The following is a 26,076-nucleotide window of genomic DNA, read 5'->3' on the forward strand; positions in this document are numbered from 1 at the left end:
ATCCCTACCGACCGTTCGTTCGGTATCAAGTGTGCGGATGTTTCGGCGCCGGGGCAAGCCCCGGCGCGCGGGTGCGTCCTGTGCGGCGCCCCCCTTCACACCCGTTCCACGAGCATCGCCACGCCCTGGCCCACGCCCACGCACAGGGTGGCCAGCCCGCGGCTGCCGCCCTCGCGCTCCAGCCGGCCCAGCAGGGTGAGCAGGATGCGTGCCCCCGAGCAGCCCAGCGGATGGCCCAGCGCGATCGCGCCGCCGTCGGCGTTGACCCGTTCCTGGTCCAGGCCGAGTCGCCCGATCACCGCCAGCGCCTGGGCGGCGAAGGCCTCGTTCAGCTCGACCGCGTCCAGGTCGGCGCTGCGCCACCCGGCCCGGCCGAGCACCTTCTCGGTGGCCGGCACCGGGCCGAGGCCCATTAGGTGCGGCTGCACCCCGGCCGAGGCGGCGGTGACGATACGGGCCCGCGGCGCCAGCCCGTGGCGCTCGACCGCCCGCGCGCTCGCCACGACCAGGGCGGCGGCGCCGTCGGACAGCGGCGAGGAGGAGCCGGCCGTGACGACACCGCCGTCCCTGAAGACCGTGCGCAGCCGGGCGAGCTTGTCCGCCGAGGTGGCAGGCCGCGGCCCCTCGTCCCGGTCGACGGTGCCCTCACCCACCGGGACGGGCACGATCTCCCGGTCGAAGTGCCCGGCTTCCTGGGCGGCCACCGCACGCCGGTGGCTGCGCAGCGCGAAGGCGTCGCTGTCCTGCCGGGTGATGCCGTCGAGTGCGGCGACCTCCTCGGCGGTCTCCCCCATCGACAGCGTCGTCCGCGGCGCGCCGGGACCGGCGCCGGCCGCGGCCGCCCGGTCGGCGGCGGCGAAGCGCGGGTTGGTGAAGCGCCAGCCGAGTGCGGTGTCGTGCACCTCCCCCGGCTTGGCCCAGGGGGTGCCCGGCTTGGCCATGACCCAGGGCGCCCGGGTCATGGACTCCACGCCCCCCGCCACCACCAGGTCGGCCTCGCCCGCGCGGATCGCCTGGGCCGCGGCCGCGACCGCGGTCAGTCCTGAGGCGCACAGCCGGTTGACGGTGTAGCCGGGCACCGTGTGCGGCAGTCCCGCGAGCAGCACCGCCATCCGGGCGACGTCGCGGTTGTCCTCGCCCGCCTGGTTGGCCGCACCGAGGATCACCTCGTCCACCGCTTCGGCCGGGATGCCGCCGCGGCGGACGGCCTCGCCCACCACCAGGGCGGCCAGGTCGTCGGCCCTCACCGTGGCCAGCGCGCCGCCGTACCGCCCCTGCGGGGTGCGCGCACCGTCGATCAGGTAGACGTCGTCAGGCATGGCTCTCCTCGGACACGGCTGCCTGCGCGGCGGTGGGACGCGTGGCGGACAGGCCGGGGCGGCCGTTCCGCGGGCGCGTGCGGGGCATGCGTTCCACCCCTTGACAGGCAGCGGCGATGCTTGCTTACGTGGCGGCACGCTAACCGAATGTTCGGTTGGGAGACAAGGCGGGTGCATCCGTGGGCCAGGTGAGGGACGGGCGGGGCACGGGCACGCGGGGCGGACCGGAGGCGGCCGCCGTCCGGCGGGGAGCCCCGGCCCCCGGGGAACTTCTGGACGACAGCGAGCGGCTGACCCGCGAGCAGCTGCGCGAACTCCAACTCGACCGGCTGCGGGCGACGCTGCGCCACGCGTACGCGCATGTGGAGCTCTACCGCCGCAAGTTCGACGCCGCGGGGGTGCGGCCTGAGGACTGCCGCACCCTGGCGGACCTCGCGCGCTTCCCCTTCACCACCAAGGCCGATCTGCGCGACACCTACCCGTACGGGATGTTCGCCGTGCCGATGGACCGGGTGCGCCGCATCCACGCGTCCAGCGGCACCACGGGCCGGCCCACCGTGGTGGGGTACACCGAGCGGGACCTGTCGGTGTGGGCCGACGTGGTGGCGCGGTCGATCAGGGCCGCGGGCGGCCGGCCTGGCCACAAGGTGCACATCGCGTACGGCTACGGCCTGTTCACCGGCGGCCTCGGTGCGCACTACGGCGCCGAGCGGGCCGGCTGCACGGTGATCCCCGCCTCGGGCGGCATGACCGCCCGCCAGGTGCGGATCATCGAGGACTTCCGGCCGGAGATCATCATGGTGACCCCCTCCTACATGCTCACCCTGCTGGACGAGTTCGAACGGCAGGGCATCGACCCGCGGGCCACCTCGCTCGAGGTCGGCATCTTCGGGGCGGAGCCGTGGACCGAGGCGATGCGCCGGGAGATCGAGGACCGGCTCGACATCCACGCCGTGGACATCTACGGCCTGTCGGAGGTCATGGGTCCCGGCGTGGCCCAGGAGTGCGTGGAGACCAAGGACGGCCTGCACGTGTGGGAGGACCACTTCTACCCCGAGGTCGTCGACCCCGTCGGCGACGCCGTGGTGCCGGACGGCGGGAGTGGTGAGCTGGTGTTCACCTCGCTGACCAAGGAGGCGCTGCCGGTGATCCGCTACCGCACCCGCGACCTGACCCGGCTGCTGCCCGGCACCGCGCGCCCTGCCTTCCGGCGGATGGAGAAGGTCACCGGCCGCTGCGACGACATGATCATCCTGCGGGGCGTCAACGTCTTCCCCGGCCAGGTCGAGGAGATCGTCCTCGGCGTCCCCGGGGTGGCCCCGCACTTCCGCCTGGATCTGACCCGGCAGGGCCGGATGGACCGTATGACGGTCGTCGTGGAGGCCAGGCCCGGTGCCACGGAGCGGCAGCGGGAGAACGCGGTGCGTGCGATCACGCAAGGCGTCAAGGACGCGGTCGGCGTGACCGTCGAGGCCGTCGTCGCCGAGCCGGAGAGCCTGGAGCGCTCGGTGGGCAAGATCCAGCGCGTCAGGGACCTGCGGCAGCCGTGACACCGGTCGGGGCCGCCGTTCTGCGACCCCGTGACCCGCGACCGGCGGGCACCGGCTCCGGAGGGGAACCGGCCTGCCCGCCGGCGCGGCGCGTCAGTCCCGGTGACCGCCGTCGGCCAGGATCCGGTCGATACGGGCGCGGTGCGCGGCCTCCCACTCGTCGAGGCTCTCGGCCGCCTCCTTGGCGAGCTTCTCGCGCGCGTCCGCCAGGACCGGGCCGGCCCGGCCGGCCGGCACGACGGCGACACCCTCCTCGTCGGCGACCACGATGTCGCCCGCGTGCACCTCGACGCCGCCGCAGCGCACCGGGGCACCGAGCGGCATGACCGCCGCCTTGCCGCCGGGGCAGGGGACGATGCCGCGGGCGAAGACCGGGAAGCCCATCGCGCGGATCTCCCCGAGGTCGCGGATCACCCCGTCGATGACGAAACCGGCGATGCCCCTGCGCTGGGCGACCGCGCAGACGTTGCCGCCGGCCACCGCGTGGTCCGTGTCGCCGCCGGACTCCATGACGATCACCGAGCCGGGTGCCGCCCGGTGGATCGCCGCGTGCAGCATCAGGTTGTCACCGGGCGGGCAGCGCACGGTGAAGGCCGGTCCCGCGAGCCGCGGTCCCGGACCCCACAGCGGCCGGATCCCGGCGTCCATCACCCGGTCGCGCCCGAGCAGGTCGGCGAGGGTCGTCGGGGGGATCTCCTGGAATTCGCTCACGTCGTCCACGCTCGCCCTTCGTTCCATGCGCCCTGACCTGGGCGGCTCTCGGAACGCTACCCGAAGGGCCCGGCCGCGCCCCCGCCGGGCGCATCCCGGCGGGGGCGGGGCCGCAGGGGTGCCACGACCAGCGCTGGTCGGCGCCGCCGTTGCGGGTCCACAGCTCCACGAGGGCGCCGTCGGCGGTGGACGCGCCGGTGACGTCGAGGCACAGGCCGGACCGGACCCCGGCGATGGTCCCGTCGGAATTCACCCGCCGCTGCTGGTTGTGGGCGAAGATCGCCACCGACTGCCCGCCGAGTCGACTATTCAGGACAGTTCCTGACGTCAGCGGCCGCTCCCGCCGCGCCGGCGAAGCCGCGGTCTTTGTTACCTTTCGGCTGTGAAGGGATCGCGCCCCCGGTCGGAGGTCCGCGCCTGGCGCCCGGCCGTGGCGGGGATCAGCGAGGTGCTGCACGCGCACTTCGCCGAGCACGCGTATCCGGTGCACACCCATGACACCTGGGACCTGATGCTGCTGGACGACGGCGCCGTCGACTTCGCGCTCGACCGCAGGCGGCACGACGCGACGGACGCCGGCCGGGTGGTACTGCTGCCGCCGGGGGTGCCGCACGACGGGCGGTCGGTCGGCGGGCTCGGATTCCGCAAGCGGGTGCTGTACCTGAGCACGTCAATACTGCCCGAGCGGCTGGCGGGACCTGCGGTGGACGGGCCGATCCTGGGCGACGCCGCTCTGCACGAGCGGGTGCACCTGCTGCACGGGGCGCTGCGGCATGAGGGCGACACACTGGAGGCCGAGTCACGGCTGGCCTTCGTCCGCGAGCGGCTGCTGGCGCACCTGGACGCGCGCCGCCCGACCCCGCCGGCCAGGACCGACCACCGGCTCGCGGAACGGCTGCGTGAACTGCTGGACTCCAGGGTGCGCACCGGCCTGTCGCTCGACGAGGCCACCGCGGTGCTGCACGCCCACCCCACGCATCTGATCCGCTGCTTCACCCGCGCCTACGGGCTGCCGCCGCACACGTATCTGACCGGGCGCCGGATCGACCGCGCCCGCGCGCTGCTGCTGGCCGGTGAGCGGCCGGTCGACGTGGCCAGCGAGGTGGGCTTCTACGACCAGGCGCACCTGAGCCGGCACTTCACCCGGCACCTGGGGGTCCCGCCGGCCCGCTTCGGGCGGCGCGGCGCGTGAACTCGCACGGCGGCCCGGCCGCCGTGACCCGCTGCCCCGGCGGGCGCCGGGGCAGCGGGAATGGCGGGGCGGCCGGTCAGACGGTGGCGATGGCCGGGTCGCTGACGCCCGGCCTGCCGTTCTCCACGTGCCCGGCCAGCCGGCGCAGGTAGCCGGGGTCATGGTCGGCGGTCACGGTGAGGTCATACCAGCGCTTGCTGCGGCCGAGGTCGACGGTGTGCGACTCGCGGCGGCCGGCGCGGACGGTGTACGTCGCGTGCAGGCCGTCGTAGGAATTGCGCACGGTGAGGCGGACGTCCTCGCGGCCCGAGTTGGTGAAGGTCAGCTCGATCCTTCCGGCGGCCGCGTCGTGGCGGGCCGTCACCTCGGCTCCCGCGCGGGCGGCCGAGCCCTTGAAGGTGCGCAGGAAGCCCGCCGGGCCGTACGCCGTCAGGTCGTAGCTGCCGCCCTGCCCGGCGGTGTCCCAGCTGCCGGACAGCTTCCTGCCCGCCTCGGCGGTGTAGGTCCAGGGGCCGTCGGTGCGGCCCGCAGCGGTGACGTGGAAGCACACGCCCGCAGCCACTCCCCCGCCGAAGGTGAGGGTCACCCGCTTGCTGGAGGGGGTCACCGCCGCGTCGACCTGCGGGGCGTACGGCAGCGGGCGGGTCGGGCGGCTGCCCCGCTCCTGCACCGGCAGCACCGGGTGGGCCGGCGGCATTGGCACGTAGCTGTCGTGCCGTTCGCGGTCGGGCGGCCGGTAGGCGTCGGTGTCCGGCAGCGGCGCGGGCCTGCCGTGCGTGAGGCCGAAGTCGAAGGCGGAGGTGAGATCGCCGCAGACCGCCCGCCGCCACGGCGAGATGTTCGGCTCGTGCACCCCGAAGCGGCGCTCCATGAAGCGCAGGATCGAGGTGTGGTCGAAGACCTCGGAGCAGACGTAGCCGCCGGTGCTCCACGGCGAGACCACCGTCATCGGCACCCGCTGGCCCAGCCCGTAGGGGCCCGCCGCGTAGGTGCCGTCGCCCTGGAAGACCTCCAGGCCGGTGTCGACCGTGGAGGCGCCGCGGCCCTCGGCGGGCGGTGCGAAGGGCGGCACGACGTGGTCGAAGTAGCCGTCGTTCTCGTCGTAGGTGATGAACAGCGCGGTCCTGCTCCACACCTCGGGGTCGGAGGTGAGTGCGTCGAGGACCTGAGAGATGTACCAGGCTCCGTAGTTGGCGGGCCAGTTGGGGTGTTCCGAGAAGGCCTCGGGAGCGGCGATCCAGGAGATCTGCGGGAGCCGGCCCGCCTTGACGTCCGCCCTGAGGATGTCGAAGAAGCCGTCGCCGGCCTTGGCATCGGTGCCGGTGCGGGCCTTCTCGTAGAGCGGGTCGCCGGGCTGCGCGTTGCGGTAGTTGTCGAAGTAGAGCAGCGAGTTGTCGCCGTAGTTGCCGCGGTAGGCGTCCTGGATCCAGCCCCAGGAGTTGGCGGCGTCCAGGCCGTCGCCGGCGTCCTGGTAGATCTTCCAGGAGACGCCGGCCCGCTCCAGCCGCTCCGGGTAGGTGGTCCAGGAGTAACCGAGTTCCGAGTTGTCCAGCACCGGGCCCGCACCCTTGCCGTCGTTCCCGGTCCAGCCCGACCACATGTAGTAGCGGTTGGGGTCGGTGCCGCCGATGAACGAGCAGTGGTAGGCGTCGCAGACGGTGAACGCGTCGGCGAGCGCGTAGTGGAAGGGGATGTCCTCCCGGGTCAGATAGGCCATCGTGCCCGCGGACTTGGCGGGGATCCAGCGGTCGTAGCGGCCGTCGTTGAAGGCGTCGTGGCTGCCGGTCCACTCGTGGTTGAGGCCCTCGATGAACTGCAGGCCCAGGTCCTTGGCGTCCGGGTGGTAGGGCAGCACGTCCTTGCCCGTGCCGTCCGGCTGGTGGAAGACCGGCTTGCCGTTCGCGAGCCGCACCGGCCGGGGGTCGCCGAAGCCGCGCACTCCGCGCAGCGAGCCGAAGTAGTGGTCGAAGGACCGGTTCTCCTGCATCAGGACGACGATGTGGTCGACGTCCTTGATGGTGCCGGTGCGGCGTGCCGCCGGAATGGCGGCGGCACGGTTGATGCTGCCGGACAGTGCGCTCAAGCCTGCGGTGGCGCCGGCGATCTGCAGGAAGCGCCGCCTGGTGGGTTCTGCCATGGCTCGGAGTACCTCTTCGCAGGTGGAGGGTGCGGGGCCGTGAGGGGTGGTCCCAAGAGCAGCGAGCGCAGGCGACCTGCCTGTGTCGCCCTGGTGACACGCCGCGGTACGCGTCACGAACAGCCAAGTCTGCCGCACGGCTGCAGCGGCCACTGGGGCGGGTGGGGCACCGGGCCGCGAGGACGCCGGCCACGCCGCCGACCGACGTGATCCGGACAGCCGGTGTTCAACTGGCCGTCGCCGGGGGGCGGGAGTCTTCACGCGTTCGCAGCCCGTGCATGCACCAAGGAGCAACGATGGTCGCACAGATGGACACACCGGAGCCGTCGGGAGACCGCCTCAGCCGGCGCACCGCGGTCGGACTGCTGGGCACCGCGGGGGTCGGCGCGGTCGCCGTACCGCTGCTGGGCGCGGGGCCCGCCGCCGCCGAGCCGGCCGGCGCACCCGCCTTCCACCCCACCCCCGACGCCGGCGGCGCCTCCCCGGTGCAGGGCCTGCATCTGACCTTCGGCAAGGACCCGGCCACCCAGATGGTGGTGTCCTGGCTGACCGACGGCCCGGTCAAGCGCCCCCGGGTGCTGTACGGCACCCTCGACCACGGTCTCGGCTCGGGCGCCTCCGCGCAGACCCGGGTCTACACCGACGGCAAGTCCGGCCGGGTGGTTTACGTCCACCACGCGCTGCTCAGCGGGCTCCGCCCCGGCACCGACCACCTCTACCTGGTCTCGCACGACGGTGCCACACCGGACAGCGGAACCTTCCGCACCGCGCCGCGCGGACGCCAGCCGCTGACCTTCACCAGCTTCGGCGACCAGTCGGCGCCGCAGGTGACATGGGCGAGCGACGGCTCGGTGGCGCTGGACGCCAACTCCACGCCGGCCACCAAGGACATCGTCACCGGCATCGAGCAGGTCGCGCCGCTCTTCCATCTGCTCAACGGCGACCTGTGCTACGCCAACCTGGACCTGGACCGGGTGCGCACCTGGAACAACTTCTTCACCAACAACACGCGTTCGGCGCGCTTCAGGCCGTGGATGCCCGCCGCGGGCAACCACGAGATCGAGTCGGGCAACGGCCCGATCGGCCTGGGCGCCTACCAGACGTACTTCGACCTGCCCTCGACCGAGACCGACGACGAACTCGCCGGCCTGTGGTACGCGTTCACCGCAGGCTCGGTGCGGGTGATCGTGCTCCAGAACGACGACGTCGCCCTCCAGGACGGCGGCGACAACTACGTCCACGGCTACTCCGGCGGCCGCCAGCTCGCCTTCCTGGAGCGGGAGCTGAAGGCGGCCCGGCGGGACACCGGCATCGACTGGGTCGTCGTGGCGATGCACCAGGTGATGATCAGCTCCTCCGACGCCAACGGCGCCGACCTCGGGCTGCGTGCCGCCTACGGCCCGCTGTTCGACCGCTACCAGGTGGACCTGGTGGTGTGCGGCCACGAGCACAACTACGAGCGCTCGCTCGCGGTGCGCGGTGTGGTCGGCGGCAGCGAGACGCTGACCCCGAACCCGGCCTCGACCCGCACCGACGACATCGACACCGGCCTGGGCACGGTCCACATGGTGCTGGGCGGCGGCGGTGTCTCCGGCACCACCAACCAGTCCTTCTTCAAGGACGGCACCGCCAAGGTGATCACCGCGGTCGCCGCCACCCGCCCCGAGGGCGGCAAGCGGGCGTCGACATACGTCAAGGAGGAGGCGGTATGGACCGGCGTGCGCGACATCGAGCACCCCTACGGCTTCGCCGCCTTCACCGTGGACCCGGGCCGCTTCCCCGGCGACACCACCCGGCTGCACGTCACCTACTACAACGTGAACAAGCCGCACGGGGAGCTGTCGGTCTTCGAGAAGTTCACCCTGCACCGCAAGCGCTCCGACGGGCGCCACTGACCCCCGGCCGCGGCGGCGGCAGCGCGGCGGCTTCGCAGCAGTAGCGCGACGGCAGTAGCTCGGCGGCAGTAGCTCGGCGAATTGAGGACGGCCCGCGGGAACCCTTCCCGCGGGCCGTCTTCCGCCGTCGTGTATACCGGGTATGATACCGGGTATACAGAGGGACGGGGAGGTAGTCCGATGAGTGTGCGCCACGCTTTGCTCGCCCTGCTGAGCGAAGGACCGAAGTACGGCCTGCAGCTGCGCCAGGAGTTCGAGGCGCGGACCGGAGAGGTGTGGCCGCTGAATGTCGGCCAGGTCTATTCGACGATGCAGCGCCTGGAGCGCGACGGGCTGGTGGAGTCCGACCAGGACGAGGCCGCGGAGGCCGGTCCGCAGAAGGCCTACCGCATCACACCGGCCGGCGGCGCGGAACTGGCGTCCTGGCTGCGCACCCCGCCGGCCGCCGACGCGCCGCCGCGTGACGAGTTGCTGATCAAGGTGCTGGTCGCCCTGCGGCTGCCCGGTGTGGACCTGCCCGCCATCCTGCAGGCGCACCGCAGGTCCACGATCGAGCGGATGCAGCAGTACACCCGGCTCAAGGAGCACGCCCTCGACGACCTGTCACTGCTGCTGGTCGCCGACGCCCAGCTCTACCGCCTCGAATCGGTGGTCCGCTGGCTGGACTCCGCCCAGGCCAGGCTCAGGCACCACAGCTACGGCCCACCGGACCGCGCCGGCGGGCCCCTGCCCGCGTCGCCGCCGGCCGCCGCGCCGTCCGAGGCACCCGGCAGCGCGGGGGCCGTACGGTGACCCCGCCGCTCGAACTGCGCGGGGTGTCGAAGACCTACGGCGAGGGCCCCGCCGCCGTCCAGGCGCTGATCGGTGCGGACTTGACCGTCGCCGCCGGCGAGATGGTCGCGGTGATGGGGCCGAGCGGGTCGGGCAAGTCCACCCTGCTGACCATCGCGGGCAGCCTGGAGGAGCCGACCGGCGGCGAGGTGTTCATCGAGGGCACCGCGCTGTCGGGGCTGAGCCGCGACGACCGGGCCAGGCTGCGCCGCCGCCACATCGGCTACGTCTTCCAGGACTTCAACCTGCTCGCCGGACTCACCGCGGTCGAGAACATCACGATGCCGCTGGAGCTCGACGGGGTCAGGAGCCGGCAGGCACGGCGCGCCGGACTGGCCGCGCTGGAGGAGCTGGGACTCGCCGACCGAGCCGGCAGCTTCCCCGACGAGCTGTCAGGCGGCCAGCGGCAGCGGGTGGCGCTGGCCAGGGCGCTGGTCGGCGAGCGCAGGCTGCTGCTGGCCGACGAGCCCACCGGTGCCCTCGACTCGCACACCGGCGAGGGTGTGATGCGGCTGATCAGGTCCGCCTGCCACGGCGGCGCCGCGGCCGTGCTGGTCACCCACGACGCCCAACTGGCCTCCTGGGCCGACCGGGTGGTCTTCGTCAGGGACGGCGAGATCGTCGACTCCACCGGCCCGCTGCCGGGACCCGAGTCGCTGCTGGCCCCCGGCGGCCCGCAGACCGGCGGGGAGGCCCGCCGGTGACCGCCACCCGCCCGGGGCCGCGTCCGGCGACCGACGGCCGGGCGTACGGCTCGGGGCACGGCGGGCTGCCCGCCAGGGTCGCCGTACTGCGCTGGTCCTGGCGGCTGCTGCGCCGCGAATGGCGCCGCCAGGTGCTGCTGCTCGCCCTGATCGCCACCGCGGTCGGCGCCGCGGTGTGCGGGCTGGCCGCCGTGCACGCCTACGTGCGCACGCCCGCCGGCACCTTCGGTTCCGCCGCCCAGCGGCTGCACCTGGACGGCGGGACGGGCGGCGGCACGCTGGCCGCGGTGATCGCCGAGGCCCGTGCGAAGCTGGCGCCGGCCGACATCACGGCACACCGCCAAGTGCCGGTGCCCGGCTCGCTCGACGGCCTCGACGTCCGCGCGGAGGACCCGCACGGGCCGTTCGCGGCCGGGCGGCTGCGACTGCTGTCCGGCCGCTATCCGGCAGGGCCCGGCGAGGTGGCACTGACACCGTCGGCCGCCGCCCTCTTCCACGCCCGCACCGGCGCCGCCGTCACCCTCGGCGGCCGGCGGCTGACCGTCACCGGCACGGTGGAGAATCCCGGTCTGCTCGGCGACACCTTCGCACTGGCCGCGCCGGCGGGCAGCACCGTCGCCGGGTTGCCCGCCACCTCCGCCGACGTCCTGACCGACGCGCCGTCGAGTGACGTCGACCGGCTGCGCCGGGCCTCGCCCGCCGGTGCGCCGGTCCTGGTCGAGCGGCGCGGGGACTTCGGCCGGGCCTCGGCCGACACCTTCATCCTGGCGCTGGCCACGGTGGCACTGCTGCTGGTCTCGCTGGTCGCGGCGGCGGGCTTCGCCGCTGTCGCGCAGCGCAGACTGCGGCAGATCGGCATGCTCGGCGCGATCGGCGCCACCGACCGCCAGCTGAGGCTGGTGCTGGTCGGGCACGGCGCGCTGACCGGCACGGTGGCCGCGGCATGCGGCGCGGTGCTGGGAGGCGCCGTGTGGCTGCCGCTCGCCCCCTGGCTGGAGTCCGGCGCCGACCACCGCATCGACCGCCTCGCGCTGCCCTGGCCGCTGCTGGCGCTGCTGCTGGTGATCGGGGTCCTCACGCCGACCGCCGCCGCGTGGTGGCCGGCCCGGACGATGGCGCGCGTACCCACCGCCCGGGCGTTGTCCGCCCGCCCGCCGCGACCGCTGCCGGCCCGGCAGTCGGTGTGGGCCGCGGTGGTCCTGCTCGCGGCCGGCGCCGGCGCGCTGATCCCCTCGCACCGCACCGACGGGCTGCTGGTGGTCGTCGGCATCGTGGCCGTGGTGCTCGGCATGCTGCTGCTCAGCGCGCCGGCCGTCCGGCTGCTGGCCACGGCGGCCGGCCGCGCGCCCTTCACCACCCGGGTGGCGCTGCGGGACCTCGGCAGGCACCAGGCCAGGTCGGGAGCCGCACTGGCCGCGATCACCCTGGCCATCGGCCTGCCGGTGGCGATCAGTGTGCTGGCCGCGGCCAACCAGCACCCGGCCGCGGCAGGCAACCTGTCGGATCGCCAGATGATGATCCGCGTCGGGTCGCGGGAGCCGGTCATCCCGCTGCTGTCGGACGCCGCAGTCCGTGCCCAGCAGTCCGCCGTCAGCCGGTGGGCGGCGGCCGTCGGCGCCACGGCGACACCGCTGGAGATGGCGTACGACCCGGCCGTCCCCCGCACCGCCACGCGCACCGGCATGCCCGGCAGGCCGGTGGTCGAGACGGGACGCAGGACCGGTCAGAACACCTGGTCCGACGAGCCGCTGTACGTCGCCACCCCGGCGGCGGCGCGGGAGTTCGGTCTCGGCGCGGCGGCGGCCGCCGCGCCCGACGCCGAGATCATCTCCTCGACGCCCGGATCCGAACAGCTGACCTTGATCGGCACCGGGCGGCGCGACCAGGACGGAAGCACCGCTCGCACGGTGCACACGGCGGGAAGCGCCTACACCTCGGCGCCGCGGTCCTTCCTCACCCCGGGCGCGGTGCAGGCGCACGGCCTGCGCACCATCGCGGTGGGCTGGCTGATCACCGCGAAGCACGGCCTGACCGCCGACGACCGCTCAAGTGCACGCGATCTGGCAGCGGCGGGCGGCATGTCGACCGAGGTCCGCGACCGGCAGAGCGGGCTGCGTACGGTACGGCTGGCGTCGGTCGGTGCGGGGGCCGCGCTGGCGCTCGGCGTGCTGGCGATGACCGTCGGCACGCTGCGCGCCGAGTCCGCCGACGATCTGCGCACCCTCACCGCAACCGGCGCGACCTCGGGGAACCGGCGGGCACTCACCGCCGCGACGGCCGGCGCGCTCGCGCTGGCAGGCACGGTGCTCGGCACGTTCGGCGCGTACCTGGTCCTGCTGTGCGCCTACAGCGACGACCTCGGCCCGCTGGCCCACATTCCCGTCGTGCCGCTGATCATGGCCTTCCCCGGCATACCGCTGCTGGCCGCCGCGGCCGGCTGGCTGTCGGCCGGCCGCGAACCTCCCGGTCTGGCACGGCGGATGCCGGAGTGAGACGGGCGGGGGTGGCCGCGTCCGACACAGCGGCAGCGCCCGCTGTGTCGGACGCCGCCATGCGCCACGCGCCGTGGTGACACCTAAGCTGCTGGAGCCGCACGGACGGCGTGCGGGCCGAGAGGTGCTGATCGGGGCAGGCATGAGGGAATTCCAGGACGTCGGCGTCGAGGTGGCGGGGGGCACGCTCGCGGTACGCCGCTGGCCCGGTACGGCGGGCGCGGGCACCGTGCTCGCCGCACACGGCATCACGGGCAACGGCCTGTCGTGGTCCGGAGTCGCCGAGGCGCTCGACGGCATCGAGGTGATCGCCCCCGACCTGCGCGGGCGCGGGCACAGCCGCGACGTCAAGGGCGAGAGCAGCATGGCGGCCCACGCCGACGACCTGCTGGCGGTGCTCGACCACTTCGGGGTGGAGGAGGCGGTGCTGGCAGGGCACTCCATGGGCGGCTTCGTCGGCTGCGTCGCCGCCTGCCGGGACCCGGAGCGCTACCGGCACCTGGTGCTGGTCGACGGCGGCCTCGGCTTCCCCGTGCCCGCCGACATGGACATCGACCAGGTGCTGCACGCGGTGATCGGGCCGGCGATGGCCAAGCTCGACATGGAGTTCGCCGACCGGGCCGCCTACCACGCGTTCTGGGCGGCGCATCCGGCGTTCGCCGAGCTCGGCGGCGAGGTGGTGCGGGACTACCTGGACCGCGACCTGGTCGGCGAGGAACCGCGGCTGCGCTCCGCGTGCCGCACGGAGGCGATCCGCGAGGACGCCGAGGACGAGTTGCGCAATCCCGCGGTGTTCGCGGCGATCCATGAACTGCGGGTACCCGCGCGGCTGCTGTGGGCCGAGCGCGGCCTGCGCGACGAGCCCACCGGGCTCTATCCGCCGGGCGTGATCGAGGCAGCGGACCTCGGCAGGGTCGACGTGCACTTCGTGCCCGGCGTGAACCACTACTCGATCCTCCTCGGCGCCGCGGGCGCAGACACGGTGGCCGCCCACATCAGGACCGCCCTCCTGCCGCGGGCCTGACCCTCCGCAGCCCAGGGAACCCCTGAGCCCCCGACCCCGAACGCCTCGGGGTCCAGGGGCGGATCCGCGCGCTCTGGGCCGCCCGCCGGCGGCCGTCCGGGACTGGGCCGCCCCGTCACGGGCCGCCCGGTCACGAGCCGCCAGTGCCCGACCGCCCGGTGACGGGCCGTCGGCCGGGAGTCTTGGGCCGCCGATGTCCCTCCGCCTCGGGCCGTGCCGCCCGGTGACGGACCGTCCACCGGAAGTCGTGCGGCTCGGCGGCCGTCTGCCGCGGGCCGTGTCGCTCTGCGGCCGTCCGCCGCGGGCCGTGCGGCGGGTCCGCCAAGAGCCGTGCGGCGCGTCCGCGCTGCCGCACCTGACACCACCATGGTGGCCGCCCCCATGCCGTCCCCGGCAGGTACATGCTCCGGCCACATGTCCGCCCGGACCCCGCGCTCCTACGGTGTGCGCAACAATCCACCTTTCCGGGAGCCGGTCACCATGCGTCGCAGCAGCACATCGAGCACGTACCGAAGCAGATCCGGCCCCGCGCTTGCGCTGCTGGCCGCCGCCGTCCTGCTGGCGGGCCTGACGGGCTGCAGCAAGGCGGGGACCGCGGGGAGCCCTTCGTCCGGCGGCAAGGGCAAGAACGGCTCCGCGGCCGTCGACGTCGGCCTGGTGTACTCGCGCAGCGGCCCGCTGGCCGCATACGGCAAGCAGTACCTCGACGGCTTCAACGCCGGCCTCGACTACGCCACCCACGGCACCGGCAAGGCGGCGGGCCACGAGATCCGGGTCACCGAGCAGGACGACGCGGGCGACCCGGCGAAGGCGGTCGCCGCGGCCAAGACGCTGATGGGCAAGGGCACGAAGATCATCGCGGGCACCACGGACTCCGGGGTGGCCCTGCAACTGGCGCCGCTGGCCGCGCAGAACCGCGTCCTGTACATCGCGGGCCCCGCCGCCACCGACGCGCTCACCGGCCTGAACGCGTACACCTTCCGCTCCGGGCGGCAGTCGTACCAGGACATCCTCGCGGCCGGTTCGCTGCTCGGCGACTCGCACGGCAAGAAGGTCGTGGTGCTGACCCAGAACTCGGCCTTCGGCCAGGCGAACGTGGCCGCGGTCAAGGCGGTGCTGGGCGCGGGGCAGGGTGCGACGGTCGACTCCGTGCTGGCGCCGCCGAGCGCGGGCGACCTCACGCCCTTCGCGCAGCAGGTGAAGTCGAAGAAGGCGGACCTGGTGTTCGTCGCCTGGGCGGGGGCCAGCGCGCCCGCGCTGTGGACGGCGCTGGACCAGCAGGGCGTGGTGACCTCGACCAAGGTCGTGACGGGGCTGGCCGGCATCGCCTCCTACCCGCTGTTCGGCGCGGCCGGCTCCAAGGTGTCCTTCCTGGCGCACTACTTCCCCGGGGCGGGCAACAACCCGGTGGAGAAGGCGATGCTGGACGGCATCACCAAGGCCGGCGGCACCCCCGACCTGTTCAGCCCGGACGGATTCACCGCGGCCCAGATGATCGTGCACGCGGTGGAGTCCGGCAGCGCGACGGACGCGACGGCGATGGCGAAGTCCTTGGAAGGCTGGTCGTTCCAGGGTCCCAAGGGCGACGAGCAGATCCGCATGGCCGACCACGCGCTGCTCCAGCCGATGTTCACCGCGACGCTGGCCGGGACCGGCGCCGCCGCGAAGCCCGAGCTGGCCGGCCGGCTGCCGAAGGACGCGGTCACCCCGCCGACGAAGCAGATGGCGGGCTGACCCGTGACTCCGGTACTGCGGCTGCGCGACCTGGGCTGGTCGGTGGGCGGCGCGACCATCGTGGACGAGGTGTCCTTCGATGTGCGGGAGGGCGAGTTCCTGGCCTTCATCGGTCCCAACGGTGCGGGCAAGACCTCGCTGTTCAACCTGATCAGCGGGCTCGTGCCGGCCACCCGCGGGTCGATCGGGCTCGACGGCGCGGACGTGACGGCCGAGAGCGTGCCCGCCAGGGCGCGGCGCGGGCTCGGCCGCACCTTCCAGACCTCCAGCCTGTGGCCGGCGATGACCGTCGCCGACCATGTGCGACTCGCGGCGCAGGCAGCCTCCGGGGGTTCCCACCGGATCTGGCGGCGCGCCTCCGCCTTCGCGGGGCGGGTCGGGCAGGTCCTGGAGCGCACCGGGCTCGCGCACCGGGCGCAGGTGCCGTCGGCGGAGCTGTCGCACGGCGAGAAGCGCAAGCTGGAGCTCGCGGTGCTGCTGGTCGGCGAGCCCCGGCTGATGCTGCTGGACGAGCCGATGGCCGGGGTGAGCGCGGAGGAGGTGCCCGCCCTCACCGACCTGATCCGCTCGATGCACCATGACGAGGGCAGGACCGTGCTGATGGTGGAGCACCACATGGATGTACTGCTGGGCCTGGCCGACCGGTTGGCAGTGATGCACCACGGCACCCTGCTGGCGCTCGACACCCCGCAGGCGGTCACCGCCGACCCGGTCGTGCAGCAGGCCTACCTCGGGGAGGCGCTGTGAGCACGCCACCGCTGCTCGCGGTACGGGACCTGGCGGTCGTCATCGGCGGCCGGCACATCCTGCACGGGGTCGACCTGGACGTCGCGCCGTCCGGTGTGACCGCGCTGCTGGGCCGCAACGGGGCAGGCAAGACCACGACGGTGCGCGGGGTGCTGGGCCTGGTGCCGCGTACCGGCAGCGTGCGCTTCCTCGGCGAGGAGACCGTACGGCTGCCGACCCACGCGCTGGTGCGGCGCGGGATCGGCTACGCCCCTGAGGACCGCGGGGTCTTCTCGTCGCTCACCGTCGCGGAGAACCTGCGGCTGGCGGAGCGGCCGGAGGCGGGCGAGCCGGCGTACGGGCTGGTGCACGAGCTGTTCCCCGAGCTCAGGTCCAGGGCCCGGCAGCCGGCCGGCACCCTGTCCGGCGGCCAGCAGCAGATGGTGGCGATCGGCCGCACGCTGCTGAACGGCAACCGGCTGATCATCGCCGACGAGCCGACCAAGGGGCTCGCGCCGAAGGTGGTCACCGAGGTGGCGCGGGTGCTGGAGCGGGCGGCGCAGGCCGTGCCGGTGCTGCTGGTCGAGCAGAACCTGGCGATGGTGCGGCGCCTCGCCGAGCACTGCGTGGTGCTCGCCGACGGCAGGACCGCGCACCGCGGCCCCGCGGCCGGCCTGCTCGCCGACCCCGAGGCCACCCGGCGGCTGCTGGGCGTCGGCCGCCGTATCCATGCCCCGGAGGAGCACCGCATGGCCCCGCAGGACGGCAAGACCGCAGGCCCCGACCGGGCGGCGGCCGACAACGGAAAGGCGGGCGCGTGATGTCGACCGTCGTCCTGCTCGCGGTGACCGGCCTCGGCCTGGGCGCCCTGTACTTCCTGGTGGCCTCGGGACTCACGCTGATCTTCGGGTTGATGGATGTGCTCAACTTCGCCCACGGGGCGCTGCTCTCCGTCGGCGCGTACGCCACCTGGTGGGCGGCCGACGGGCATCTGCCGGGCGCCGGGTCCGGCGGTTTCGGCTTCGTGCTGGCGGTCTGCTTCGGCACCGCGGTCGGCACGGTGGCCGCGGTGGTGCTCGAAGTCGCCCTGATCCGGCCGCTGTACGACCGGCCGCGCGAACAGGTGCTCGCCACCGTGGGTGTCGGTCTCGCTGTTCCGGCGCTGCTCTCCGCGATCTGGGGCCCGGACGCCAGGCCCTTCCCCGGACCGGCCGCGCTGTCCGGCACGTTCGGGCTGCTGGGGGCGCACATCCCGGTGAACCGGCTGGTGCTGATCGGGGCCGCCGCTGTGGTGCTGGTGGCGCTGCGGCTCTTCCTCGGCGGCACGCGGCACGGCCTGGTCGTGCGCGCCGGGGTGGAGGACCGGGCGATGGTCACCGCGCTGGGCATCGACGTACGCCGGGCCTTCAGTCTGGTCTTCGCGATCGGCGGGGCCGCCGCGGCCCTGGGGGGCGCGCTGGGCGGCCTGTACTACGGCTCGGTCGACCCGGGGCAGGGCACCTCGCTGCTGATCTTCGCCTTCGTCGTGGTGGTCATCGGGGGCACCACCCAGGCCGAGGGGTCGGGGGGCGGCATGGGCTCGGTGGCCGGCGCCGCGCTGGCCGCCGTCGGAGTGGGCCTGGTCCAGCAGTTCGCCAACTACTACACCGCGGCGGGCCTGGGCGACCTCGCCGTCGTCGTACTGCTCGCCGCCCTGCTGCTGCTCAAGCCGCGCGGCATCACCGGGAGGCTTTCATGACCACCGCCACGCCCGCCCGCGAGGCGACCGCCGCAGGCGAAGCGGCGGCGCCCGCAGGCTCGTTGCGCCGATACGGCCGCTGGTGGCCGGCCGCCGCGCTGGCCGCACTCCTCGCCGCGCCCTACAGCTCGCTGCCGCTTCCCGGGCTGCTTGACGGGCCGATCGGCAGCGCGGGCAATCTGCAACTGCTGGCCCTGTGCCTGGTGTTCGGCGCGCTCGCCACCGGCTACGACCTGCTGCTGGGACGGACCGGGCTGCTGTCCTTCGGGCACGCGCTGTACTTCGCCGCGGGCAGTTACGCCACCGAGCTCATCATGGTGGAGGCCGGGCTGCCCTTCGCGGTGGCCGCGGTGCTCGGCCTGCTCTGCGGCATCGCGCTCGCGGCGGCGCTCGGCTCGGTGGCGCTGCGGGTCGGCGGCATCGCCTTCTCCATGGTCACGCTGGCCTTCGCGCAGGCCGGGTCCATCCTCGTCGAGCGGGACCCCGGCGGTGTCACCGGCGGCGAGGAGGGCCGGGCCATCCCTGCGGACAAGCTGCCGGCCTCGCTGGTCGGCATCGGCAACACCGCCGATCTCTACTGGATCGCGCTGGCCTACCTGGTGCTGACCCTCGCGGTCGTGCACTGGGCGGTGAACTCCCCCACCGGCCGGGTCTGGGAGGGCATCAAGGAGAACGAGCGCCGCGTGGAGGTGCTCGGCCTGCGCCCCTACGGCTTCAAGCTGATCGCCTTCGTGCTGGCCGGTGCGCTGGCCGCGGTCGGCGGCGTCGTGCACCTGCTGCTGACCGGTGGCGCGACCCCGCAGACGACGACCTCGGACTTCACGCTGTCGCTGCTGGTGATGGTGGTGCTGGGCGGGTCGGGCTCGCGCTGGGGGCCGCTGATCGGCGGTGTCCTCTACACCTGGGCGGACCACCGCCTCGGCGACCTGGCGGGCTCGGGGACGGTGTCCGGTCTGCCGTCCTTCCTGAGGGTGCCGCTGTCGCAGCCGCTCTTCCTGCTGGGCGCCCTGTTCGTCGCGACGGTCGTCGCACTGCCGGGCGGCCTGACCCGCCTGCCGGCCCGCCTGCGGCGGCGCTGACCGGCGGTCAGCGCAGGGTGGCCAGCAGGCTGCGGCCGTACAGCCGGGCGGTGTCGGCCAGGACGGCCGTGCCGGTGCGGGTCGTACGGAACCGCAGTCCGGGGGCGGGCGCCACCGGGCGCAGGCGGCGGCCGCCCAGGTGCAGGGAGACGGTGGAGCGTTCGGTGGTCGGGTCGGCCAGCGCCAGTGTCACCGTGCCGTCGCGGGTCTCGCGGAGCAGGACCGATGCGGGGCCCTCGACGGTGAGGCGGCCCGCGCGGTGGGTGCCGGGTGTGAAGGTGTTGGCCGCCAGCAGGCCGAGCCCGCGGTGGCTGACGGCCTGCACGGCGGTGGTGTTGGCCAGCACGGTGAGCGGCCCGCGGGCGTACCCGCGCAGCCGGCTCTCCGTGGCGCCGGGCACGAGCGCGTAGGCGAGTGAGGTGTGCCGGGCGCCGGGGTCCTGGTGGAAGGCCAGGGTGAAGACCTGCTTGGTGACGGGCGTGTCGGGATTGGTGAGGCGGACCGCCCGGCGGCTGCGGGTGACGGTGTCGAGGGCGACGGTCGGCTGCGGCTGGTGCGGGTCGAGCAGGACGTAGCCGACGGCGGCGCCCTGTACCGGGTCCGCGTACCGCAGCCAGGCCAGCGGGGCGGTGCCGGTGCCGGACCAGGGGGCGCCGCCGCGGGTCTCACCGGTGAGGGCGACAGGGGAGGCGGCGCCGGCGATCCTGGCGTCGGCCGTGGTGGTGACGGCCCGCCCCGCCGAGTCGCCCACTCCCGCGGCGAGGACCACGATCTCGTCGTCGAGCATGAACCACGACTTGGTGGCGTCGGCGCAGCGGTAGGCGACGAAGTCGTCGGGCAGCTGCCCCGCCTGCTTGGCGGCCCAGGCCGCGTCGGGGGCCAGCACCATCGCGGCGGCGCCGTAGGTGCCCAGCACCGCGCCGCCGGACAGGGTGCCGGTGCCGCGGGGGAAGTAGACGTAGGTGTTCTGCGACTCGGAGGACGAGGTGAAGCCGGCCGCGGGGTTGTCGTACCACTGGGTGCCGTACAGTTCGGGGACGGTCAGCCGGGTCTCGACGGGGGCGGTGACGCCCGCCAGCCGGTCGGGCGGCACCGCGGTGAAGTAGTCGACGCCGAAGGCCTGGGTCTGGTCCTGGCCCGCGAGGTAGAGGTAGTGGGCGCCCGCGCCCTGGAACCAGGGCGTCAGGTTCTCGCCGCTCATGTACTCGTAGCCGCTGATGCGGGTGGAGCTGCGGGCCAGTGCGAAGGTCCAGCCGGGGCGGCGGTGGACGCTGCGGTCCATGGCGGGGTAGGCGCTGTGCTGGGCGGCGGGGTTGATGTCGCGGGCCGGGACCGCGGTGTCGGCGAGGATGTCGGCGTAGCGGGCGACGCTGACCGGGGAGACGAAGCCCGCCGGGTCCGGCGGTGTCTTCGTCACCTGGCGCAGGTACTTGGCGTAGCCGGCCAGCGCGGTGGCGCCGTCGCCCGTGGCGTGGGCGGAGAGGTCCACGACGGCCTCGACGACGGCGGCCACGTCGGCGTATCCGGTGCCGGTCCGCGACACCGCGCGGCCCTTGACGATCTCCGTCATCCAGCCTTCGAAGATCAGCGGGGCGAAGCTGCGGGCGACCCAGCCGGCGACGACGTCGGCGAGGTCGCCGTCGCCTGCGGCGTAGCCCGTGCCGTCGAGGATCTTGACGGTCTGCACCACGCGGGTGAGCAGACCTGTGCCGTAGGAGCCTGTGTAGGCGACGGAGCTGTGCTGGAGGAAGGAGCCGTCGGCGTAGAAGCCGTCGGTCACTCCGTGCTGCGGGGCGTAGGGGTCGACGGTCGCGTAGACGGTGAGCTGGTCGGCGACGGCCTTGGTGATGCGCGCGGTGTCGTCGAGTGCGGCGCCCTGCAGGACGCGGTTGGTGGTGATGTCGGCGAGGTTGGCGCCGGTGTGGAAGCGCGAGTCGAGGTCGACGTCGCCGTCCTTGCCGTTGCGCAGGTAGGCGTCCATCGAGGCGACGTAGGTGGCCGTGAGGCCCGGTGCGGTCTGGGCGAGGACGTCGGCGAGCAGTACCAGGGTGCGGCTGACGTAGCTCGGGATGCCGATCTCCCAGTTGAACCAGTTGCCGTAGTAGCCGGTGGCCTGGTCGCCGTAGTAGCCGTCGTAGAGCCAGGTCAGGCCGTCGATGACGCGCTGCTGCACCGCGGTGTCGCCGAGCAGGGCGGAGCCGGGGGCCCGGGTGGCGAGCGCGATCTCGTAGAGGTACTGGAAGGACGTGGTCAGGTGCGGGTCGCTGGTGCCCAGGCCCACGCCGTGGAAGAGCTCGCCGGTGCCCGCGGTGTCCATCGCGGCGAGCCTGGCGGTGGCGGTGGACTGGAGGGCGGCGAGCTTGGCGGCGACCTCGGGGCGGGCGTTGGACTCGGGGGTGCCGCAGAAGACGTCGGTGACGTTGCCGAGCAGGACGGCCCGGTCGGTGGAGGCTGCCGCCCCGGCGGCGCCGGGTTCGGCGGCGGTGGCGCGGGCCTGGCCGGCCAGCGCGAGCAGGGCGCCTGCCGGGGCCATCGACAGCAGGGTACGGCGGGATATCTGCACGGCGGAGGCTCCCAGCGGACGGCGGGCGGCGCACTGCTGACGGCGGGTCGGCAGGGAGCGCCGCACGGCGGCGGCGCCCCCCGCATTGAAGCAACCATGACCCCTTCTGTCACGGGGGGCGACAGCGGCAACGCTCACGGCACCACGATCACCGGCCACTTCCCGGTCCTGACCAGCCGCACCCCTGGCGAGCCGAACCACCGGTGCCGCAGGCCCCTGGACGCGCCGAGGACCACGGTGTCCGCCCGCAGCCGGTCCGCTGTCCCGGCCAGCCCGGCGACGACGTCGGCGGCGCGCAGGATGTGGAATTCCCAGCGCGGCGCCGGCAGCCCCGGAATGCCGCGGAGCCCGGCCGCCACCCGGTGCCGCAGCTGCCTGGCCGTCGCCAGGTCGTCGGCGGCGAGCATCCAGGACATCCCGGCGAGCATCGCGGTCGGATGCGCGGGGAGTATGTGGACGAGTACCAGCAGGGCGTCCTGCCGGCGGGCGAGCCCGACGGCGTAGGCGGCGGCCCGCCACGACGAGTCGGAGTCGTCCACACCGACCACGACCACCCGGCCGCCGCCCGGCCGGGCGGCGGTCCGATCGGCATCCACGGCTTTGCCGTGCCGGCTGCTACGCCGCCGGGCCGCCGGCCGACCCGCCGCCCGCCGCCGCGGCGGCGCCGGGCTGTGCCTCGTCGCGGTCCGCGAAGTCGGCCGCGGTGGTGCGCAGCGGGACCTCCTTGAGCAGCGTGGACAGCAGCAGCGCGATCACCAGGACGCCCGCGCCGACCAGGAAGGCCACGTTGATGGCCTGGGTGAAGCCGACCTTGAAGGGGTGGCCGAGCGCCGGGTCGATGTGGTTGAGGAACGACGTGTCGTTGAGGCTTCCCGACCCGCCGGAGGTCAGCATCTTGAGCTGGTCGGGGTGGGCCGCTGCGGCCTTCTCGAAGGCGGCGTCGCCGCGTGCGCCCGCGTAGGCCGAGCCGATCTTGTCGCCGACCACCGAGTAGACGATGGACAGGAAGACGGCGACACCCAGCGTGCCACCCATCTGCCGGAAGAAGGTGGTCGAGGAGGTGGCCACGCCGATGTCGCGCGGCGACACCGCGTTCTGCATGGCCAGCACGATGGTCTGGAAGTTCAGCCCCAGGCCGGCGCCGACCACGAACATCGCGGCGTCGACGTAGGGCAGGCTGCTGTCGGCGTCCATCTGCCAGAACATCAGCATGCCGGCGACCAGCAGCACGCAGCCGATGATGGGGAAGACCTTGTAGCGGCCGGTTCGCGAGGTGATCAGGCCCGAGGCCATGGACAGCACCATGATGCCGAGCACCAGGGGCAGCGTGAGCAGGCCCGCCTTGGTGGGCGAGTTGCCCTTGACCAGCTGGAGATAGAGCGGGATCAGGGTGATGCCGCCGAACATGCCTATGCCGATGATGGCGGACTGCGCCGAGCCCAGCGCGAAGACGCCGTTGCGGAACAGCCGCAGCGGCAGCAGCGCCTCGTCGCCCGCCCTGCGCTCGGCCAGCAGGAAGCAGACGATGCCGACCGCGCCGACCACGTAGCAGGTCAGCGCGGTGCCGCTGCCCCAGCCCCACTCGCGGCCCTGCTCGGCGACGATCAGCAGCGGCACCAGGGCGACGATCAGCGCGACCGCGCCGAACGAGTCGACCCGGTGGGCGCGGCGGTCCTGCTTGATGTGCAGCACCTTGGCCACCACGATCAGCGCGACGACGCCGATCGGCACGTTGACCAGGAAGATCCACCGCCAGCCGTCGATGCCGAGCAGCGAGTCCTGGCCGGCCAGGGCGCCGCCGATGACCGGGCCGAGCACGCTCGATGTGCCGAACACGGCCATGAAGTAGCCCTGGTACTTGGCGCGTTCGCGGGGCGGGATGATGTCGCCGATGATCGCGAAGGCCAGCGAGAACAGGCCGCCGGCGCCTATGCCCTGGAAGGCGCGGAAGCCGGCCAGCATGTACATCGACGTGGAGAGCATGCACAGCGCGGACCCGACGATGAAGACCGAGATCGCGAAGAGGAAGAAGGGCTTGCGGCCGTACTGGTCGGACAGCTTGCCGTACAGCGGGGTCGCGATGGTCGAGGTGATCAGGAACGAGGTGGTCACCCAGGCCTGCGCGGTGAGGCCGTTGAGGCTCTCGCCGATCTTGTAGATGGCGGTGGAGACCACCGTCTGGTCCAGTGCGGCGAGGAACATCCCCAGCAGCAGTCCGGACAGGATGATCATGATCTGCCGGTGTGTGTAACCCGTCGGAGGTGCGGCGGTGCCGGTCTGCGCGGCGTCTGCTTGGGCGCTCATGGGGACTCTTTCTCCGGATCCTTGCTTGCCCTGGGCAACGATACTGCCGGATGCCGGAAAGCACATGCCGCAGCGGCGTCAATACCCGGCCCGCGGCCCGGAACTGCGCATCATGCCCGTTATGATCACCTTGACGTACTCCGCCGCGTTCATCACCTTCTTCTCCGTGATCGGTCCGCCCAAGGTGCTGCTCGCCTTCGCCGGCCTGGCGCAGCACCACCCCAGAAGGGACCTGCGCACCATCGCCCTGGTGTCGTCGGCCGGCGCCGTGATCATCGGAGTGGCGGCGGGCTTCAGCTCCCCGTGGCTGCTCGAGCTGTTCCACATCTCGACCCCCGCCCTGGCGCTGGCCGGCGGGACCATCTTCTTCCTCTACGCGGTCGGCCTGGTGCTCGGCCTGCACATCGGGACGGACGACGCCGGCGAGGACGGACCGGATCTCACCAGCGGGCTGCGGGAGTTGCTGATGCCGTACGTGGTCAGCCCGCTGGCCATGACGGCGGTGCTGATCGAGGCGGCGGAACGCAACGACTGGGGCTGGCGCGGCACCGTGGTGGTCGCGTTCATCTCGGTCATCGCGGTGGACCTGGCCTGCATCCTGCTGCTCGGCCCGCTGCTGCAGCGCGCCCACACCGCCATCGTCGAACTCGTCGCCCGCCTGGTCGGGCTGCTGCTCGCGGCGGTCGGCGTCGACCTCGTGCTCGACGGGCTGTTCGACCTGGGAGTCACGACGCTGTCGGCCCGCAGCTGACGGCCGCCCCGGGAGGGTGCGGGGGCATCCTAGGCCAGCACGCCGCATGTACCGCGGGAAATTGCCGGAACTCCCCGAACCGAATGGCACGCAGCGTAACTTTCTCGTCACCGCCCGCCCGGGCGGTCGCGCCAGGCGTGTACCGAGGGGAGCCGTGTGTCCGGGATCGACGAGTGCCTGCTGCGGGCGATGGCGCTGCCAGGCGCCCGCGGTGCCGCCCTGGTGGAGTGGGTCAGCGGGCTGGCGCTCGGCGTGATCGGAGAGGCGGCGGGCGGCGACCACGCGGCGGTGGCGGCCGAGACCGCCGCCTACGCCAGGGCCACCGCGGAGCACCCGGTCTTCACCGCCGACCAGCAGGGCCCGGGACCGGCGGCCGAGGAGGCGGTGGTGGTCACCGGGACCGGCTACCACCTGATGCGGTTCGTCGAAGCCCCCTACGAGGGCGGGGTGTTCCTCTACCTGTGGCTCGACAGGGACCAGGCGAACCTCGCGCTCGCCCTGCGCGGCCTGCGCGAACTCGCGGAAGGGCTGGTCCTGGTATGAACGCTGCCGCCGGCCACTCCCCCATGCTGTCCCGGCTCGCAGAACAGCGCGCCACCGGCGTGCTGTTACGCGACACCGGTGCGCTCTACCTGGCCGAAGGCGACGTGGTGCACGCCGAGAGCCCGGCGGCGCCCGGCATCGAGGTGCTGCTGACCGCGAGCGGGCGGCTGGCACCCGAGGCGTGGCAGGAAGCGGTGGACGCGGCGGGCGCCGCATGCGCGATCGGCCGCTGGCTGATCGACCACCGCCGCATGGCCGCGGGGGAGTTGGAGATCATCCGGCTCGGCGCCCTGTACGACGCGGCCTACTTCGTCCTGTGGCCCGCCACGGGGCAGACCCGCTTCCGGCACGGTGTGCGGCACTGGTTCGGCTCGCTGGGCGGCGTCCCGGTGGCGGCGGTGGAGGGCGAGGCGCGGCGGCGCCGGCTGATGCTGGATTCGCTGTGGCCGCACCCGCGGCTGGACGTGGCACCGGTGGCGGTGGCCAGGACCGCCCCGCAGCAGTTCGAGCGGCCGCCGCACATCCCGCACCGGCAGGCCGAACTGCTCCGCCTCGCGGACGGCGTGCGGACCCCGTCGGCCCTCGCGGCGCTGCTGGGCCGCCCGGCCTTCCACGCATTGGTGGACGTGCGCCGGATGGCCGCGCGCGGCCTGGTCGAGACCCCGCGCGGCGGCACGCGGGCGACGGCGCGGGCGCCCGCCTGGTTCCAGAACATCGGCGACGACCCGGACGCGGCGCTGCTGCGCAGGCTGCGGGTCGCGCTGGAGCGGTTGTGAAGCGGGC

General features: G+C 73.8%; 22 protein-coding genes. 15 read left to right on the forward strand and 7 right to left on the reverse strand.

From position 1 onward, the window contains the following. Positions 1–95: 95 nt before the first annotated feature. Positions 96–1,319 carry a thiolase family protein gene (locus ACGFMP_RS30620; protein ID WP_393676435.1) on the reverse strand — a complete coding sequence of 408 codons (1,224 nt, stop codon included), beginning with the start codon at positions 1,317–1,319 and terminating at the stop codon, positions 96–98. Positions 1,320–1,507: 188 nt separating this feature from the next. Between ACGFMP_RS30620 and paaK the strand changes: the two genes are divergently transcribed. After that, positions 1,508–2,869 (forward strand): phenylacetate--CoA ligase PaaK, encoded by a 1,362-nt coding sequence (gene paaK, locus ACGFMP_RS30625; RefSeq protein WP_393676552.1) that lies wholly within the window; start codon positions 1,508–1,510, stop codon positions 2,867–2,869. A gap of 93 nt (positions 2,870–2,962) precedes the next feature. Here the strand turns inward: paaK and ACGFMP_RS30630 are convergent, their stop codons facing one another. Together ACGFMP_RS30630 and ACGFMP_RS30635 are read right to left on the reverse strand one after the other, a co-directional pair. Next, complete coding sequence (locus ACGFMP_RS30630; RefSeq protein ID WP_393676554.1) at positions 2,963–3,538, reverse strand: RraA family protein; 576 nt, start codon at positions 3,536–3,538, stop codon at positions 2,963–2,965. Next, complete coding sequence (locus ACGFMP_RS30635; RefSeq protein ID WP_393676436.1) at positions 3,435–4,076, reverse strand: RICIN domain-containing protein; 642 nt, start codon at positions 4,074–4,076, stop codon at positions 3,435–3,437. Before ACGFMP_RS30635 ends, ACGFMP_RS30630 begins: the two co-directional genes overlap by 104 nt. Between ACGFMP_RS30635 and ACGFMP_RS30640 the strand changes: the two genes are divergently transcribed. Next, positions 3,963–4,772: an AraC family transcriptional regulator gene (locus ACGFMP_RS30640; RefSeq protein WP_393676438.1), complete on the forward strand. Its 810-nt coding sequence runs from the start codon at positions 3,963–3,965 to the stop codon at positions 4,770–4,772. The genes ACGFMP_RS30635 and ACGFMP_RS30640 overlap by 114 nt on opposite strands. 76 nt (positions 4,773–4,848) lie before the next feature. Here the strand turns inward: ACGFMP_RS30640 and ACGFMP_RS30645 are convergent, their stop codons facing one another. After that, entirely contained in the window at positions 4,849–6,909 is a 2,061-nt protein-coding gene (locus ACGFMP_RS30645) for a phosphocholine-specific phospholipase C (protein ID WP_393676440.1), read from the reverse strand. A 296-nt stretch (positions 6,910–7,205) separates the two neighbouring features. On the opposite strand from ACGFMP_RS30645, the gene ACGFMP_RS30650 reads away from it, so the two are divergent. The 10 genes from ACGFMP_RS30650 to ACGFMP_RS30695 all read left to right on the forward strand — a co-directional run bounded on the left by ACGFMP_RS30650 (position 7,206) and on the right by ACGFMP_RS30695 (position 19,132). After that, positions 7,206–8,804, forward strand: a complete 1,599-nt coding sequence (locus tag ACGFMP_RS30650) for a purple acid phosphatase family protein (protein WP_393676442.1) — start codon at positions 7,206–7,208, stop codon at positions 8,802–8,804. 180 nt (positions 8,805–8,984) lie between these two features. Continuing rightward, complete coding sequence (locus ACGFMP_RS30655) at positions 8,985–9,596, forward strand: PadR family transcriptional regulator (protein WP_393676443.1); 612 nt, start codon at positions 8,985–8,987, stop codon at positions 9,594–9,596. Continuing rightward, the gene (locus ACGFMP_RS30660) at positions 9,593–10,339 is read left to right on the forward strand and encodes an ABC transporter ATP-binding protein (protein WP_393676445.1); all 747 of its coding nucleotides are present in this window, start codon (positions 9,593–9,595) and stop codon (positions 10,337–10,339) included. Before ACGFMP_RS30655 ends, ACGFMP_RS30660 begins: the two co-directional genes overlap by 4 nt. Further along, positions 10,336–12,831: an FtsX-like permease family protein gene (locus ACGFMP_RS30665; protein WP_393676447.1), complete on the forward strand. Its 2,496-nt coding sequence runs from the start codon at positions 10,336–10,338 to the stop codon at positions 12,829–12,831. Before ACGFMP_RS30660 ends, ACGFMP_RS30665 begins: the two co-directional genes overlap by 4 nt. 73 nt (positions 12,832–12,904) lie before the next feature. Next, positions 12,905–13,855: an alpha/beta hydrolase gene (locus tag ACGFMP_RS30670; protein ID WP_393676448.1), complete on the forward strand. Its 951-nt coding sequence runs from the start codon at positions 12,905–12,907 to the stop codon at positions 13,853–13,855. A gap of 480 nt (positions 13,856–14,335) precedes the next feature. After that, positions 14,336–15,589, forward strand: a complete 1,254-nt coding sequence (locus ACGFMP_RS30675) for a substrate-binding domain-containing protein (protein WP_393676449.1) — start codon at positions 14,336–14,338, stop codon at positions 15,587–15,589. Positions 15,590–15,592: 3 nt separating this feature from the next. Then, positions 15,593–16,336 carry an ABC transporter ATP-binding protein gene (locus ACGFMP_RS30680; protein WP_393676451.1) on the forward strand — a complete coding sequence of 248 codons (744 nt, stop codon included), beginning with the start codon at positions 15,593–15,595 and terminating at the stop codon, positions 16,334–16,336. Further along, entirely contained in the window at positions 16,333–17,136 is an 804-nt protein-coding gene (locus ACGFMP_RS30685; RefSeq protein ID WP_393676453.1) for an ABC transporter ATP-binding protein, read from the forward strand. The genes ACGFMP_RS30680 and ACGFMP_RS30685 overlap by 4 nt, the downstream gene beginning before the upstream one ends. Continuing rightward, positions 17,136–18,053, forward strand: a complete 918-nt coding sequence (locus ACGFMP_RS30690) for a branched-chain amino acid ABC transporter permease (protein WP_393676455.1) — start codon at positions 17,136–17,138, stop codon at positions 18,051–18,053. The genes ACGFMP_RS30685 and ACGFMP_RS30690 overlap by 1 nt, the downstream gene beginning before the upstream one ends. Next, positions 18,050–19,132 carry a branched-chain amino acid ABC transporter permease gene (locus tag ACGFMP_RS30695; RefSeq protein WP_393676456.1) on the forward strand — a complete coding sequence of 361 codons (1,083 nt, stop codon included), beginning with the start codon at positions 18,050–18,052 and terminating at the stop codon, positions 19,130–19,132. Before ACGFMP_RS30690 ends, ACGFMP_RS30695 begins: the two co-directional genes overlap by 4 nt. 7 nt (positions 19,133–19,139) lie before the next feature. On the opposite strand, the gene ACGFMP_RS30700 is transcribed toward ACGFMP_RS30695, so the two are convergent. The 3 genes from ACGFMP_RS30700 to ACGFMP_RS30710 form a co-directional block, all read right to left on the reverse strand. Beyond that, on the reverse strand, positions 19,140–21,695 hold the full coding sequence (locus tag ACGFMP_RS30700; protein ID WP_393676458.1) for a polysaccharide lyase family 8 super-sandwich domain-containing protein: 2,556 nt from the start codon (positions 21,693–21,695) through the stop codon (positions 19,140–19,142). A gap of 134 nt (positions 21,696–21,829) precedes the next feature. Continuing rightward, positions 21,830–22,291: a universal stress protein gene (locus ACGFMP_RS30705; protein ID WP_393676460.1), complete on the reverse strand. Its 462-nt coding sequence runs from the start codon at positions 22,289–22,291 to the stop codon at positions 21,830–21,832. Positions 22,292–22,310: 19 nt separating this feature from the next. After that, entirely contained in the window at positions 22,311–23,999 is a 1,689-nt protein-coding gene (locus tag ACGFMP_RS30710) for an MDR family MFS transporter (protein WP_393676462.1), read from the reverse strand. A gap of 121 nt (positions 24,000–24,120) precedes the next feature. On the opposite strand from ACGFMP_RS30710, the gene ACGFMP_RS30715 reads away from it, so the two are divergent. The 3 genes from ACGFMP_RS30715 to ACGFMP_RS30725 all read left to right on the forward strand — a co-directional run bounded on the left by ACGFMP_RS30715 (position 24,121) and on the right by ACGFMP_RS30725 (position 26,069). Next, complete coding sequence (locus tag ACGFMP_RS30715; protein WP_393676463.1) at positions 24,121–24,750, forward strand: MarC family protein; 630 nt, start codon at positions 24,121–24,123, stop codon at positions 24,748–24,750. Between the two features lie 189 nt (positions 24,751–24,939). Next, positions 24,940–25,293: a hypothetical protein gene (locus tag ACGFMP_RS30720; RefSeq protein ID WP_393676556.1), complete on the forward strand. Its 354-nt coding sequence runs from the start codon at positions 24,940–24,942 to the stop codon at positions 25,291–25,293. Next, positions 25,290–26,069, forward strand: a complete 780-nt coding sequence (locus ACGFMP_RS30725; RefSeq protein WP_393676465.1) for a transcriptional regulator — start codon at positions 25,290–25,292, stop codon at positions 26,067–26,069. The genes ACGFMP_RS30720 and ACGFMP_RS30725 overlap by 4 nt, the downstream gene beginning before the upstream one ends. Positions 26,070–26,076 lie beyond the last annotated feature (7 nt).

Source organism: Streptomyces sp. NPDC049040 (genome assembly GCF_043197715.1).
In the GTDB taxonomy this organism is placed as follows: Bacteria; Actinomycetota; Actinomycetes; order Streptomycetales; family Streptomycetaceae; genus Actinacidiphila.